Origin of the sequence: Paracoccus sp. (in: a-proteobacteria), assembly GCF_030604785.1 — a bacterium.
Classification (GTDB): Bacteria; Pseudomonadota; Alphaproteobacteria; order Rhodobacterales; family Rhodobacteraceae; genus Paracoccus.
In genome coordinates this window covers 68,845-82,251 of the sequence record NZ_JAUVVF010000005.1, presented here as the reverse complement: position 1 = coordinate 82,251, position 13,407 = coordinate 68,845, and the positions used below count along the sequence as shown (strand labels likewise).

Genomic DNA, 13,407 nt, shown 5'->3' with positions numbered 1-13,407 from the left:
CCAGAGGTTTCCCCTTGCAGAGACGTTTTCGATGAACATGCAGCATTCGATGAGCCACGAGGATATCCTGCGCGCCCGTCTCGAGGCGCTGCGCTGCGAGCATCGTGACCTCGATCAGGCGATCGCGGCCTTGCAGGAACAACAGCTGACATCGTCGCTGGCGCTGCAGCGGCTGAAAAAGCAGAAGCTGGCGCTGAAGGACCGGATCGCCCGGCTCGAGGACGAGATCACGCCCGACATCATCGCCTGATTGCGACCGGCCCGCCGTCGCGCTATGCGGGGTCGCAAGGCGGCAGAGGGGCGTGAGCATGGCGGACATCGCAGGACAGGTCGAGGTCGGGATCATCATGGGAAGCCAGTCCGACTGGCCCACCATGCGCGAGGCCGCGCAGGTGCTGGACGAGCTGGGCATCCCCTATGAGGCGCGCATCGTCAGTGCGCATCGCACGCCCGACCGGCTGTGGGATTACGGGCGCGCGGCGGCGTCGCGCGGGCTCAAGGTGATCATCGCCGGGGCAGGGGGCGCGGCCCATCTGCCGGGCATGATGGCCTCGAAGACGCGCATCCCGGTCGTGGGCGTGCCGGTCCAGACCAAGGCCCTGTCCGGGGTCGATTCGCTCTATTCCATCGTGCAGATGCCCAAGGGCTATCCGGTCGCCACCATGGCCATCGGGGCTGCGGGCGCGGCGAATGCCGGGCTGATGGCCGCTGGCATCCTGGCGCTGAGCGATTCCGCTTTGGCCGAGCGTCTGGACGACTGGCGCGCGGCCCTGTCGGCCTCGATCCCCGAGGTGCCCTCCGATGAATGATATCCGCACGATCGGCATTCTGGGCGGCGGCCAGCTGGGCCGGATGCTGTCGGCGGCGGCCAGCCGCCTTGGCCTGCGCTGCCATATCTACGAGCCCGGCGCCGCGCCTGCGGGCGACGTGGCCTGGCGCCTGACCACCGCCCCCTATGAGGACGAGGCCGCGCTGCGCGCCTTCGCCGAAAGCGTGGACGTGATCACCTACGAATTCGAGAACGTGCCGACCTCTGCGCTGGACCTGCTGGAATCGCTGCGCCCGATCCGGCCCGGCAGGCGGGCCCTGGCCGTGTCGCAGGACCGGCTGACCGAGAAGACCTTCCTGAACGAGATCGGGCTGGCGACCGCCCCCTTTGCCGACGTGCCCGATCAGGGCGCGCTGGACGACGCGATCGCCCGGATCGGGCGGCCCTCGATCCTGAAGACGCGGCGGATGGGCTATGACGGCAAGGGGCAGGTCCGCATCGGGGACGGCCCCGACGAATGGACCGGCGCGCCCTCGATCCTCGAGGGTTTCGTCGATTTCTCGGCCGAGATCAGCGTCATCATCGCCCGCGGCGCCGATGGCCAGACCGCCGCCTATGATCCGGGGCTGAACGTCCATGAGGGCGGCATCCTGCGGACGACGACGATCCCCTGCGGCCTGCCCGCGCGGCTGACCACGGATGCGGTCCTGATCGCGGCGCGGATCGCCAATGCGCTGGATTATGTCGGCGTGATGGGGGTGGAGCTCTTCGTGACGCCGGACGGCCTGATCGTGAACGAGATCGCGCCGCGCGTGCACAATTCCGGCCACTGGACGCAGGCGGGCTGCGCGGTCGACCAGTTCGAACAGCATATCCGCGCGGTTGCGGGCCTGCCCTTGGGCGACGGCAAGCGCCATGCCGATGTGGTGATGGAGAACCTGATCGGCGACGACATGGCGCGCGTGCCCGACCTGCTGGCCCGGCCCCGCACGCAGATCCATCTCTACGGCAAGGGCGAGGCGCGGCCGGGCCGCAAGATGGGCCATGTGAACCGGATCACCGGATGATCCGGCTCGCGGTCCGCGCCGCGATCCTCGATGCGGGGCGGGTTCTGGTGGTGAACGCCTATCCCGGCCAGGCCTCGGACCTCTGGTGCCTGCCGGGGGGCGGGGTCGATCCCCATGCCTCGCTGCCCGAGAACCTGGCCCGCGAAGTGGCCGAGGAAACCGGCCTGACCATCGCGGTGGGCCAGCCTTTCTTGATCAACGAATTCCACGATCCCGAACGCGGCTTCCATCAGGTCGAGATCCATTTCCGCGCCACGCTGACCGGTCCGCCAACGCTCACCCTCGTGGATCCCGAGGGCATCGTGAACCGCGCCCGCTGGGTCACGCGCGACGAACTGGCCGCGCTTCGCCATAAGCCCGACAGCCTGTGCCAAGCGATCTGGCGCCACGGCCCGGCCACCTACGACGCGCTGGAACGCATCGTCCCCTGATCTTTGCCTTGGTGCAAATATCCTCGGGGGGTCCGGGGGGCGAAGCGCCCCCGGCCCTCGCGGGACGCATTCACTCGGCCGCCATCTTCCCGGCCGTCTCGGACCCGGCCTTCATGCGGAACCCGCGCTCGAGCTGGTCGAAGGGCGCGACCGGGTAATCGCCCGAGAAGCAGGCATCGCAATATTGCGGGCATTTCGCATTGCGGCCCTCGGCCTCGCCCACGGCGCGGTAAAGCCCGTCCAGCGAGACGAAGGACAGGCTGTCCACGCCGATCCAGTCGCGCATCTCTTCGGTGGACATGTTCGCGGCCAGCAACTTCTCGCGGTCGGGCGTATCGACGCCGTAGAAGCACGGCCAGGCTGTGGGGGGCGAGGCGATGCGGAAATGCACCTCGGCCGCGCCGGCATCCAGGATCATGTCCTTGATCTTGCGGCTGGTCGTGCCGCGCACCACGCTGTCATCGACCAGCACGACGCGCTTGCCCGCGATCAGCGCGCGGTTCACGTTCAGCTTCAGCCGCACGCCCATGTTGCGGATCTGGTCCGTCGGCTCGATGAAGGTCCGGCCCATATACTGGTTGCGGATGATCCCCATCCCGTAGGGGATGCCCGATTCCTGCGCGAAGCCGATGGCGGCCGGGGTGCCGCTGTCGGGGACGGGGCAGACGAGATCCGCCTCGACCGGCGCCTCGCGGGCCAGTTCCACGCCGATCTGGCGGCGCGTTTCATAGACCGACCGCCCGCCGATGATGGAATCGGGGCGCGAGAAATAGACATGCTCGAAGATGCAGAACCGCCCGGTGGACGGGCCGAAGGGGCGCGAGCTTTCGATCTGGCCTTTCGAGATGACGACCATCTCGCCCGGCTCGATCTCGCGCAGGAACTCGGCGCCGATGATGTCCAGCGCGCAGGTTTCCGAGGCGAGGACGAACCCCTCTTCGCCGACCTTGCCCAGGACCAGCGGGCGTACGCCCAGGGGGTCGCGCACGCCGATCAGCTTGGTGCGGGTCATGGCGATGACGCTGAAGGCGCCCTCGATCCGGCGCAGGGCGTCCTTCATCCGCTCGGGGATGTTGCGCTGGATCGAGCGGGCCATCAGGTGGATGATGCATTCGCTGTCCGAGCTGGACTGGAAGATCGAGCCGCGCTCGATCAGCTCGCGGCGCAGGGCGGCGGCATTGGTGATGTTGCCGTTATGGGCGATGGCGCAGCCGCCCATGTGGAATTCGCCGAAGAAGGGCTGCACGTCGCGGATCGCGGTATTGGCCTTGGTTCCGGCCGTCGAATAGCGCACATGGCCGATCGCCAGCGAACCGGGCAGGGTCGCCATCAGGTCGGGCTTGGTGAAGTTGTCGCGCACATAGCCGAAGCGGTGGGCGCTGTTGAACCCGTGTTCGGGGTCGTGGGCGACGATGCCCCCGGCCTCTTGCCCGCGATGCTGAAGCGCATGCAGGCCGAGTGCGACGAAATTCGCCGCATCCGCCACGCCGATGGCGCCGAAGATGCCGCATTCCTCGTGCAGGCGGTCCGAATCGAAGGGATGGGCCAGGAAAGGTTGCATCGGCTTGGGGCCTCGATGGCTGCTAGCTGTCGCCGGACCTTTAGTCCGATTGGCCCCATAAGTCACGCCCCCGCAGGGCTGCGGGGGCGCTTTTTCGTCACAATGCTGTCGCTTTTGCGTGTGCCTCAGTTCGCGGCAGGGGCGGGCGCGGGCGCGGTGGTCGGCAGCGGGGCAGAGCCGGCGGGCGCGGTGCAGTCGCGCACCATCTGTTCGTAGCGGTTCACGATCCAGCCCGGCGCGTCCTCGGGGATGCTGTCATCCATCGACAGGCGCATCCGCTCGAAGACCTGGGCCGAGCGCGATTGTTCGACCATGGCGACCTGCTGGGTGACCATCACGCGGTCATAGACGATGAAGGCGATCGCCACGAGAAGGATGCCGCGCGCCACGCCGAAGAGGAAGCCGATCCCCTGATCCACCCCGCCCAGCGCCGAGCGCTGCACGACCGAGGAGAAGAGCGGCGTGATGATCGAGAAGATCACCAGCGCCAGCGCGAAGACGACCGCGAAGGCCGCGATCGTGGCCAGTTCGCAGCTGTCGGACATGAAGCGGTCAACCACCGGCAGCTGTGCGATCATCGGGCGCACGGTCGGCGCGAAGATGAAGGCCAGCACGGCGGCCGCGATCCAGCCGAGGATCGCCAGCGATTCGCGCACGAAGCCGCGAGACCAGGCGAGGATCGCCGAGAGGATGATGACACCCGCCACCACCGCGTCAATGATCGTGAAACCGTCCATAAGCTTGCCCCTGCGCCGGTTCTGCTTGCATTTCAGGCGGTTCAGCCGGCGCCGAAGACCTCGCCCACAAATCCCGTCAGGTCGGCGATGCGCCTTTGCGCCATGCCGCCCTGGCCCTCGACCTTCTGGGCCTCGGGCAAAATCGCTTGTGTGAAACCAAGTTTCTGCGCCTCTTTCAACCGGTTTTCCGCCTGACCCACGGGCCGCAGCGCGCCCGACAGGCTGATTTCCCCGAAAAGCACGGCCTCGGGCGGAAGGGCGCTGTCCTCGCGCGCCGAGAGCAGCGCGCCCGCGATGGCGAGGTCGGCGGCGGGTTCGACGACCTTCATCCCGCCCGCCACGTTCAGGAAGACGTCGAGCCCGGCAAAGGGGATGCCGCAGCGGGCTTCCAGCACGGCGAGGATCGTCGAGACGCGCCCCGAATCGAGGCCCACCACCGTCCGGCGCGGCGAGGCCAGCGTCGAGGGGGCGACCAGGGCCTGCACCTCGGTCAGGACGGGGCGGGTGCCCTCGATCCCGGCAAAGACCGCGCTGCCCGCGATGGGCTGGCCGCGTTCGGACAGGAACAGCGCCGAGGGGTTGGCGACCTCGGAGAGGCCGCTGCCGGTCATCTCGAAGACGCCGATCTCGCCCGAGGGGCCGAAGCGGTTCTTGACCGAGCGCAGGATGCGGAACTGGTGGCCGCGCTCGCCCTCGAAATAGAGGACGCAATCGACCATGTGCTCGACCACGCGGGGGCCGGCGATCTGGCCCTCCTTGGTGACATGGCCCACGAGGATCACGGCGACGCCGCGCCTCTTGGCGAAGGTCACAAGCTCGTGCGCGCTGGCGCGGACCTGCGCCACGCTGCCCGGCGCGGCCTCGATCGTATCGGACCAGAGGGTCTGGATCGAATCGATCACGGCCAGATCGGGGCGTTCGGCCTCGAGCGTGGTGAGGATGTCGCGCAGGTTCGTCTCGGCACCCAGCCGCATCGGCGCATCGGCAAGGCCCAGCCGCATGGCGCGCATGCGGACCTGTGCGCTGGCCTCCTCGCCCGAGAAGTAGATCGCCTGCCGACCCGTCCGCGACAGGGCGGCGGCGTGCTGGAGCAGCAGCGTGGACTTGCCGATGCCCGGATCGCCGCCCACCAAGAGCGCCGAGCCGGGGACGAGGCCGCCGCCCAGCACCCGGTCGAATTCCTCCATCCCCGAGCGGCTGCGCGGCGGCGGCGGCTCGGTGGTCGAGAGGTTCGACAGGGGCACGGCGCGGCCCTTGTGCGCGCCGAGGCCGCGGCCCGGACCTTGCGACAGGGGGGCCTCTTCGATGATGCTGTTCCATTCCCCGCAGGCATCGCAGCGCCCGGCCCATTTCTTGTGGGCCGCGCCGCAGGCGGTGCAGGTGAAGGCCGATGAGGATTTCGCCATGCCCGCTATGTCGCACCCGGCAGCTGGGGTCGCAAGATGGGTATTTTGGCAACGAAGAAGCCCTCACGCTCTTGTCGGCTTGATCTTCGCGGGCCGCGGGGTCAGGGTCCGCGCGAGTTATCAGAGGCTTGAGCCCATGGCCGCGACCCGACCCTTTTCGCGTTTCGAATTCCTGATCGCCTGGCGCTATCTGCGTGCCCGCCGCGCCGAGGGCGGCGTCAGCGTCATGACCTGGATCAGCCTGATCGGCATCGCGCTGGGCGTGATGGCGCTGATCGCGACGCTGGCCGTCCGGGCCGGGTTCCGGGCCGAATTCGTGGACACGATCCTGGGCGCGAATGCCCATACGACCGTCTACATGGCGCCGCAGCGGGTGACGAACGCCTTTACCGACGATGTTTATATCGTGCCCGGCCGGATCACCGATTACGAGGAGATGGCCGCCCGCCTGGCTGCCGTGCCGGGTGTCACGCGCACCGCCGCCGTGATCAAGGGGCAGGTCATGGCCAGCGCCAATGACGCCTCGAACGTGGCCGAGGTCTTCGGGATCAGCCGCGCCGATCTGGAGGCGATGGAGCGGATCGTGGATCCGGCGACCTCGATGGGCGATCTGGCGCGGTTCGAGGAGGGGATCGCCATCGGGTCGGGCATCGCGCGCGAGCTGGGGCTGGGGGTGGGCGACCGGGTGCGGCTGATCGCGCCCGAGGGCGCGCGCACGGCCTTTGGCACGACGCCGCGGGTGAATGCCTATGAGGTCGTCTTTGTCTTTTCCGCGGGGCGCTACGACATCGACCGGACGCGGATCTACATGCCGCTGGCCGAGGCGCAGAGCTATTTCAACCGCGAGGGTGTGGCCGACGAGATCGAGATCTTCGTCAGCGATCCCGAGCGGGTGGACGACTGGACCTGGCCTTTGCTGGAGGCCGCCGGAGAGGGGGCGCAGGTCTGGAACTGGCGCAACGCCTCGGGGTCGTTTCTGGCGGCTCTGGACATGGAGGATGACGTGATGTTCGTCATCCTGTCGGTTCTGGTGCTGATCGCGTCCATGAACATCACCAGCGGCCTGATCATGCTGGTCAAGAACAAGGGCCGCGATATCGGCATCCTGCGCACGATGGGCCTGACCGAGGGGTCGGTGCTGCGGGTCTTCTTCCTGTGCGGCGCCTTCACCGGCGTGATCGGCACAGCGGCGGGGGTGGTTCTGGGCGTCCTGCTGGCGCTGAACGTCGAGAACATCATGGCGGCGCTGAACGCGCTGACCGGTGGCGGGGCCTGGCAGCCGGAAGTGCGCGGCATCTACCGTCTGCCCGCCGAATTGCGGCTGTGGGATATCGGGCGGGCGGTCGGCCTGTCGCTGGCCCTGTCCTTCATCGTGACGATCTTTCCCGCGCGCCGGGCGGCGCGGATGAACCCGGTGGAGGCCCTGCGGTATGAGTGACGTTCTGGCGCTGGAAGGGATCGGCAAGACCTATGGGCTTGGCGGCCCGGCCCCGGTCGAGGTTCTGCGCGGCCTGAGCCTGAGCGTCGCGCGGGGCGAGGTCGTGGCGCTGGTCGCGCCTTCGGGGGCGGGCAAGTCCACGCTGCTGCACATTGCGGGCCTGCTGGACACGCCCGATGCCGGGCGCATCCTGCTGAACGGGCGCGACATGACGGGCCTGCCCGACCGCGAGCGCACGCTGGCGCGGCGGCGCGCTCTGGGCTTCGTCTATCAGTTCCACCATCTGCTGCCCGAATTCAGCGCCGCCGAGAATATCGTGCTGCCGCAGCTGGCCGAGGGCGTGGCCGCGCGCGAGGCGCGGGCGCGGGCGGATGACCTGTTGGCGCGGGTGGGCCTGAGCCACCGCGCCGATCATCGCCCCGCGCAGCTTTCGGGCGGCGAGCAGCAGCGCGTGGCCTTCTGCCGGGCGCTGGCCAACCGGCCCTCTCTGCTGCTGGCCGACGAGCCGACGGGCAATCTGGACCCCGAGACCTCGGACCGGGTCTTCGACATGCTGATGGGGCTGGTGCGCGAGACGGGGCTGTCGGCGCTGATCGCCACTCATAACCATGCGCTGGCCGCGAGGATGGACCGGGTGATCGGGCTGGGCGTGCCGGTCTGAGGGGGTCGTGCGGGCTTGCCGCAGGCCGGGCTTGCGGGCATCCTGCGGCGGGCAGAAGAACAACGAGACGGGGAACGACATGCGGGCACTTTTTCTGGCTTTGGGGACGGGTCTGGGGCTGACCGCGCTGGTCGCGGCCTGCGCGCCCGAGGCGGGGCCGGGCGGGGCGCGGGCCGATTTCGCGGCCTATTGCGCGGCCTGCCACGGCAATGACGGGCGCGGCGGCGGCCCGCTGGCCGAGGGGATGGAGCCTGCGCCCGCCGATGTCACGCTGGTCATGCGCCGCAATGGCGGGGTGTTCCCCAAGACGCAGGTGATGGGCCATATCGCGGGCTACACGATGGGCCGCAGCGAAAGCCCGATGCCGCAATTCTCGGACCTGCTGGAGGGCCCGCAGGTCATGTTCGACGACGGATCGGGCCAGACCGTGCCCACGCCCGCGCGGCTGGTCGCGCTGGCCGATTACGTCCAGAGCCTGCAGCGCTGAGCCCCATGCGCGGCCTTGCCCTGATGATCGCGCTGGCCCTGCCGGGGGCGGGCTGGGCGGATTCCGTCCATGTCGCGGGCGGGCCGGTCGTGCCGCTGGCGCTGGTGCCCGGCGACGCGCCCGCGCCCGCGCCCGAAAGCGCGGCCGAGCGGTTCGGCACGGTGATGAAATACGCGCTGCCCGCTGCCGCCGCGCTCTGCGCGCATCGCGACGACAGGCTGGAGGAATTCGCGCTGCGCGGGATACTGCAGGCCGGGCTGGTCCTGGGACTGAAATCGCTGACCGACGGGCAGGCGATCGGGCGGCGGCCGAATGGCGGCGGGCGGGGCTTCCCCTCGGGCCATGCGGCGGCGGCGGGGTTCGGCGCGGCGGATCTGGCGGGCAAGTGCTGGCCCGACGATCCGGCGGCCGGCGCTGCGGTCTACGGCGCGGCGGGGGCTACGGCGCTGAGCCGCATCGGCGCGGGCCAGCATGACGGCCGGCAGGTCGCAGCCGGGGCGCTGATCGGGATCGGTTTCGGGGCGGCCTCGTTCGGGATCGGCGGGCAGGGGGTCGATTTCAGCCTGGGCATGCGGTTTTAGGGCCGCGGGCCGGGCCGGCGGGGCGCGCGGCCTCTATCTGCTTGCAGCACGGGCCTTGCACGACTAGAACGACGCAAATTTCCGGGCCGCCGCAGCCGGTGGCCCTTTCAGACATGAGGACGATGATGCAGGTCAAGGAAACCCGGAACGAAGGTCTTAAGCGCGGCTACCAGTTCACGCTGCCCGCTGCCGATCTGGCGGCCACGGTCGATGCCAAGCTGAAAGAGGCGCAGCCCGAGGTCGAGATGAAGGGCTTCCGCAAGGGCAAGGTCCCGATGGCCATGCTGAAGAAGCAGTTCGGCCCCCGCGTTCTGGGCGATGCGATGCAGGAAGCCATCGATGGCGCGCTGCGCAATCATCTGGAGACCTCGGGCGACCGTCCCGCGACCCAGCCCAAGGTCGAGATGGAAGGCGGCGAGACCTGGAAGGAAGGCGATGACGTCGTCGTCAACGTCACCTACGAGGCGCTGCCCGCCATCCCCGAGGTCGATCTGTCGGCCCTGAGCCTGGAGAAGCTGAAGGTCGAGGCCGAAGAGGCCGCCGTGACCGAGGCGCTGGAAAACCTGGCGAAATCGGCCCAAAGCTTCGAAGAGCGCAAGAAGAACCACAAGGCCAAGGACGGCGATCAGGTCGTGATCGACTTCAAGGGCTTCGTCGATGGCGAGGCCTTCGAGGGCGGCGAGGCCGAGGATTACCCGCTGGTTCTGGGCTCGAACAGCTTCATCCCTGGCTTCGAGGCGCAGCTGGTCGGCGCCAAGACCGATGACGAGGTCAAGGTCGAGGTCAAGTTCCCCGAGGAATACGGCGCCGCCCATCTGGCCGGCAAGGACGCGATCTTCGAATGCAAGGTCAAGGCCGTGAAGGCCCCCAAGGCCGCTGAGATCGATGACGAGCTGGCCAAGAAGTTCGGCGCCGAGGATCTCGAGGCGCTGAAGAAGCAGATCTCGGACCGTCTGGAGGCCGAATATGCCGGCGCCGCGCGTCAGGTGATGAAGCGCGCCCTGCTGGACCAGCTGGACGCGACCGTCAGCTTCGATCTGCCCGAATCGCTGGTCGAGGCCGAGGCCCAGCAGATCGCCCACCAGCTGTGGCACGAGGAGAACCCCGAGGTTCACGACCACAATCACGGCGCCATCGAGCCGACCGACGAGCACAAGAAGCTGGCCGAGCGCCGCGTGCGTCTGGGCCTGCTGCTGGCCGAGATCGGCCAGAAGGCCGAAGTGACCGTCACCGACCAGGAGATGACGCAGGCCGTCCTGCGCGCCGCCCGTCAATATCCGGGTCAGGAGCGTGCCTTCTTCGAGTTCATCCAGCAGAATCAGGGCGCCCAGCAGCAGCTTCGCGCGCCGATCTTCGAGGACAAGGTGATCGACCACATCGCCTCGCTGGCCAAGGTCGAGGAAAAGACCGTGACCAAGGAAGAGCTGGAACAGGCCGTCGAGAAGCTGGACGAGCTTTGATCCCCGCCGCCTGCGCGGCTGAATGACGGACGGGGTCGCATCAACTGGTGCGGCCCCGTTTCGTATTCCTGCGGCGCCACGGCGCGGGCTTGCCGCTTGAGTGTCGCAGGCGGGGGCATTACCTGTCGGGCATGAGCGCGAAACTGCATCTGATGAAGCTGTGTGTCGGGGCCGAGGGCCCCGGTGATCTGGCCGCATGGCAGGCCAGCCATTTCGGCCGCGCACCCGCGCGCCACGTCACCCGGATGTGGCCCAAGCGCGATGCCGAGCTGCTTGAGGGCGGCTCTATCTACTGGGTGTTCAAGGGCGTGATGCTGGCCCGCCAGCGCATCTTGGCGCTGGAGCCGGTCGAGGGCGGCGACGGCGTGCGCCGCTGCGGGCTGGTTCTGGACCGCGCGCTGGTGCCGGTCGCTGCCGTGCCGCGCCGGCCGTTCCAGGGCTGGCGCTATCTGGAGGCCAAGGATGCGCCGCCGGACCTTCCCGCCTCGCGCGAGGCCGAGACGCCGCTGCCGCCCGCCGTGGCCGCAGCCCTGGCCGAGATGGGGCTGCGCTGAGGCTTGACGCTGCGCGGGCCTTGGGTTACGCGGATCATGTTCGCGGGTGTAGCTCAATGGTAGAGCAGAAGCTTCCCAAGCTTACGACGAGGGTTCGATTCCCTTCACCCGCTCCAATCCCCCCATTCCGTCACGCGCCGGGCCCGATGTGAGCGCCTTTCCCGATCTGTGGCTGATGCGCCATGGCGAGACCGTCTGGAACGCCGAGGGCCGTCTGCAGGGCGCCCATGATTCGCCCCTGACGCCGCGCGGCCAGCGGCAGGCAGACTGGCAGGCGGCGCTGGTCGCGGGCCTGCCGGGGCTGCATCTGGCCAGTCCGCAGGGGCGGGCCGTGGCGACCGCTCGGATCGTCTTTCCGGACGGCTTCACCTGTGATCCCGCCTTGCGCGAGATCGGGCTGGGAACGGCCGCCGGCCGGCTGATGGCCGATCTGGAACGCGAACGACCCGGCCTGTTCGGGGCGGGCGATCTGGGCTGGTATGACGCGCTGCCCGGCGGCGAGGGGCTGGCCGCGCTGGAGACGCGGATGGCGGGCTTTCTGGCGCGCCTGACGGGGCCTGTCCTGATTGTCAGCCACGGGATCACGCTGCGGATGATCTGGGCACTGGTCACGGGAGCGGGGCGGTCGCGCCTGCACGAGGCGCCGGTCGATCAGGGCCGGGTCCTGGCGCTGCGGGGCGGCGTGCCGCAGGTGCTGCGCCATCCCGAGGATTGCGGCTGATCGCGGGCTTGCCATTCGCCGCACTTTGGGGTTCGATGCGCGCGGCTGCGGATGGCCCGTTAGCTCAGTGGTAGAGCGTCCCGTTTACACCGGGCCGGTCGGGAGTTCGAATCTCTCACGGGCCACCATCGCCGGCAGATCGGGCATGAACAAGCAATCGTGAAGCATGATCCGTCGGCGGAGCCGCGTTTCTGGTTCCGGCGGTTGACCTTGCCCCTGCGGCTGTCCATCTGTTGCTTGCCCGGTCCGGCAGCCATTTCTTGGGGCGGTTGCGCCTGTCCAACGGCCATCGTGCCTCGAGCCTGAGTGTTTGCCAATGTCGCGATTGAAATCGTCGTCCACGCTGGTCTTTCTGGCGATCCTTGCCCTGCTGGTCGTCTGGATCGGCGGGGGCATGCTGAACCGCACGCCGCCCGAACAGCCCGCCCGCGTCGAGCCGCCGCTGCCCAATGTCGCGGCCCATCTCAGCACGGCCGAACGCATCCAGCCGCGCGTGGTTCTGTATGGCAATATCGTGCCGAACCAGACCTCGATCCTGCGCGCGCGGACGGCGGGCATCGTCGAGGAGGTCGTGCGCCAGGGCGATGCGGTCGAGCAGGGCGCCCAGATCGCGCGGCTGTCGGCCGATGACCGGCAGGCGGGCGTGGCGCGGGCCGAGGCGGAACTGCGCTCGGCCGAGCGCGATCACGAGGCCGCGCGGCAATTGCGCGAGCGCGGCGTGACATCCGAGGCCGAGCTGCAATCGCGCTTTGCCGCGTTGGAGGCCGCGCGGGCGGGGCTGCGCGCGGCCGAGCTGGAACTGGACAATACGCGGCTTCGCGCGCCGATCACCGGCACGGTAAGCAATGTGCTGGCCGAGGTGGGCAGCTTCGTGCAATCGGGCGGCGAGGTGCTTGAGATCGTGAACAACGATCCGCTGATTGCCCAGATCGAGGTGCGCCAGAACGAGATCACCTCGGTCTCGCTTGGCCAGCGGGCGGAGGTCGCCTTTCAGGGCGGGCGCGAGGCCGAGGGGCGGGTGAGCTTCATCTCGCCCGTGGCCACGCCCGAAACCCGCACCTTCCGCGTCGAGATCGAGATCCCGAACCCCGACAGCGCCGTTCCGGCGGGCCTGTCGGCCGAGATCGCGCTGTCCCTGGCCGAACAGGTCGCGCATCGCATTTCGCCCGCGCTTGTGCGGCTGGACGATGCCGGGCGGATCGGCGTGATGATCGTCGAGCCCGATGGCGAGACGCTGCGTTTCGCGCCCATCGACATCGTTCAGGCCCGCGCCGAGGCGATCTGGGCCACCGGCCTGCCCGACGAGGTGCAGATCGTGACCATCTCGCAGGGGGCGCTGAATGACGGCCAGCGGGCGCTTGTGTCCGAGACGCCCGAGGAATTCCGCAGCGTGCTGGGCGGCGGCACCGAAGCGCCGGCGCCCGGACCGGCGGCCGCCGACCCGGATTCGGCCGAGGCCGAAGCGGCGGCGGCGCTGATCGGGGCCGCGGATCCCGACGCGCCGGCGCCGTCGGCCGAGAATTGAGGGGGCAGC

15 protein-coding genes and 2 tRNA genes are annotated in these 13,407 nt (G+C 69.0%); 14 read left to right on the top strand and 3 right to left on the bottom strand.

From position 1 onward, the window contains the following. Positions 1-31 precede the first annotated feature (31 nt). From QAR72_RS03195 to QAR72_RS03180, 4 genes are read left to right on the top strand one after another with little or no spacing between them, the layout of a single operon-like run. Entirely contained in the window at positions 32-250 is a 219-nt protein-coding gene (locus QAR72_RS03195; protein WP_219829970.1) for a YdcH family protein, read from the top strand. 58 nt (positions 251-308) lie between these two features. Continuing rightward, positions 309-809, top strand: coding sequence for a 5-(carboxyamino)imidazole ribonucleotide mutase (gene purE, locus QAR72_RS03190; RefSeq protein ID WP_304615915.1), 501 nt, complete (start codon positions 309-311; stop codon positions 807-809). Further along, complete coding sequence (locus tag QAR72_RS03185) at positions 802-1,836, top strand: 5-(carboxyamino)imidazole ribonucleotide synthase (RefSeq protein ID WP_304615914.1); 1,035 nt, start codon at positions 802-804, stop codon at positions 1,834-1,836. The genes purE and QAR72_RS03185 overlap by 8 nt, the downstream gene beginning before the upstream one ends. Beyond that, on the top strand, positions 1,833-2,267 hold the full coding sequence (locus QAR72_RS03180; protein ID WP_304615913.1) for an NUDIX domain-containing protein: 435 nt from the start codon (positions 1,833-1,835) through the stop codon (positions 2,265-2,267). The genes QAR72_RS03185 and QAR72_RS03180 overlap by 4 nt, the downstream gene beginning before the upstream one ends. A 70-nt stretch (positions 2,268-2,337) precedes the next feature. Here the strand turns inward: QAR72_RS03180 and purF are convergent, their stop codons facing one another. From purF to radA, 3 genes are all read right to left on the bottom strand, one after another. Next, the gene (gene purF, locus QAR72_RS03175; RefSeq protein ID WP_304615912.1) at positions 2,338-3,828 is read right to left on the bottom strand and encodes an amidophosphoribosyltransferase; all 1,491 of its coding nucleotides are present in this window, start codon (positions 3,826-3,828) and stop codon (positions 2,338-2,340) included. Positions 3,829-3,953: 125 nt separating this feature from the next. Then, on the bottom strand, positions 3,954-4,565 hold the full coding sequence (locus tag QAR72_RS03170; RefSeq protein WP_304615911.1) for a CvpA family protein: 612 nt from the start codon (positions 4,563-4,565) through the stop codon (positions 3,954-3,956). Positions 4,566-4,606: 41 nt separating this feature from the next. Further along, positions 4,607-5,971 (bottom strand): DNA repair protein RadA, encoded by a 1,365-nt coding sequence (gene radA / locus QAR72_RS03165; RefSeq protein ID WP_304615910.1) that lies wholly within the window; start codon positions 5,969-5,971, stop codon positions 4,607-4,609. Positions 5,972-6,107: 136 nt separating this feature from the next. On the opposite strand from radA, the gene QAR72_RS03160 reads away from it, so the two are divergent. From QAR72_RS03160 to QAR72_RS03115, 10 genes are all read left to right on the top strand, one after another. Next, positions 6,108-7,409: a lipoprotein-releasing ABC transporter permease subunit gene (locus tag QAR72_RS03160; RefSeq protein ID WP_304615909.1), complete on the top strand. Its 1,302-nt coding sequence runs from the start codon at positions 6,108-6,110 to the stop codon at positions 7,407-7,409. After that, positions 7,402-8,070, top strand: coding sequence for an ABC transporter ATP-binding protein (locus tag QAR72_RS03155; RefSeq protein ID WP_304615908.1), 669 nt, complete (start codon positions 7,402-7,404; stop codon positions 8,068-8,070). The genes QAR72_RS03160 and QAR72_RS03155 overlap by 8 nt, the downstream gene beginning before the upstream one ends. Positions 8,071-8,149: 79 nt before the next feature. Beyond that, positions 8,150-8,557, top strand: coding sequence for a c-type cytochrome (locus tag QAR72_RS03150; RefSeq protein WP_304615907.1), 408 nt, complete (start codon positions 8,150-8,152; stop codon positions 8,555-8,557). 5 nt (positions 8,558-8,562) lie between these two features. Further along, the gene (locus tag QAR72_RS03145) at positions 8,563-9,138 is read left to right on the top strand and encodes a phosphatase PAP2 family protein (protein WP_304615906.1); all 576 of its coding nucleotides are present in this window, start codon (positions 8,563-8,565) and stop codon (positions 9,136-9,138) included. A gap of 125 nt (positions 9,139-9,263) precedes the next feature. Next, positions 9,264-10,598, top strand: coding sequence for a trigger factor (tig, locus tag QAR72_RS03140; RefSeq protein WP_304615960.1), 1,335 nt, complete (start codon positions 9,264-9,266; stop codon positions 10,596-10,598). Between the two features lie 131 nt (positions 10,599-10,729). Next, positions 10,730-11,152 carry a DUF1489 family protein gene (locus QAR72_RS03135; RefSeq protein WP_304615905.1) on the top strand — a complete coding sequence of 141 codons (423 nt, stop codon included), beginning with the start codon at positions 10,730-10,732 and terminating at the stop codon, positions 11,150-11,152. 42 nt (positions 11,153-11,194) lie between these two features. After that, positions 11,195-11,268, top strand: a tRNA-Gly gene (locus QAR72_RS03130). Positions 11,269-11,300: 32 nt separating this feature from the next. Further along, positions 11,301-11,873: a histidine phosphatase family protein gene (locus QAR72_RS03125; protein ID WP_304615904.1), complete on the top strand. Its 573-nt coding sequence runs from the start codon at positions 11,301-11,303 to the stop codon at positions 11,871-11,873. A gap of 53 nt (positions 11,874-11,926) precedes the next feature. After that, positions 11,927-12,001: transfer RNA gene (locus QAR72_RS03120), tRNA-Val, on the top strand. Between the two features lie 188 nt (positions 12,002-12,189). Beyond that, a complete protein-coding gene (locus QAR72_RS03115) occupies positions 12,190-13,398 on the top strand; it encodes an efflux RND transporter periplasmic adaptor subunit (protein WP_304615903.1) in 1,209 nt (402 codons plus the stop codon). Positions 13,399-13,407 lie beyond the last annotated feature (9 nt).

Bases quoted from the DNA above. Each gene is read 5' to 3' on its own strand.
- QAR72_RS03195 (WP_219829970.1), top strand. From the start codon at position 32: ATGAACATGCAGCATTCGATGAGCCACGAGGATATCCTGCGCGCCCGT.
- purE (WP_304615915.1), top strand. From the start codon at position 309: ATGGCGGACATCGCAGGACAGGTCGAGGTCGGGATCATCATGGGAAGC.
- QAR72_RS03185 (WP_304615914.1), top strand. From the start codon at position 802: ATGAATGATATCCGCACGATCGGCATTCTGGGCGGCGGCCAGCTGGGC.
- QAR72_RS03180 (WP_304615913.1), top strand. From the start codon at position 1,833: ATGATCCGGCTCGCGGTCCGCGCCGCGATCCTCGATGCGGGGCGGGTT.
- purF (WP_304615912.1), bottom strand. From the start codon at position 3,828: ATGCAACCTTTCCTGGCCCATCCCTTCGATTCGGACCGCCTGCACGAG.
- QAR72_RS03170 (WP_304615911.1), bottom strand. From the start codon at position 4,565: ATGGACGGTTTCACGATCATTGACGCGGTGGTGGCGGGTGTCATCATC.
- radA (WP_304615910.1), bottom strand. From the start codon at position 5,971: ATGGCGAAATCCTCATCGGCCTTCACCTGCACCGCCTGCGGCGCGGCC.
- QAR72_RS03160 (WP_304615909.1), top strand. From the start codon at position 6,108: ATGGCCGCGACCCGACCCTTTTCGCGTTTCGAATTCCTGATCGCCTGG.
- QAR72_RS03155 (WP_304615908.1), top strand. From the start codon at position 7,402: ATGAGTGACGTTCTGGCGCTGGAAGGGATCGGCAAGACCTATGGGCTT.
- QAR72_RS03150 (WP_304615907.1), top strand. From the start codon at position 8,150: ATGCGGGCACTTTTTCTGGCTTTGGGGACGGGTCTGGGGCTGACCGCG.
- QAR72_RS03145 (WP_304615906.1), top strand. From the start codon at position 8,563: ATGCGCGGCCTTGCCCTGATGATCGCGCTGGCCCTGCCGGGGGCGGGC.
- tig (WP_304615960.1), top strand. From the start codon at position 9,264: ATGCAGGTCAAGGAAACCCGGAACGAAGGTCTTAAGCGCGGCTACCAG.
- QAR72_RS03135 (WP_304615905.1), top strand. From the start codon at position 10,730: ATGAGCGCGAAACTGCATCTGATGAAGCTGTGTGTCGGGGCCGAGGGC.
- QAR72_RS03115 (WP_304615903.1), top strand. From the start codon at position 12,190: ATGTCGCGATTGAAATCGTCGTCCACGCTGGTCTTTCTGGCGATCCTT.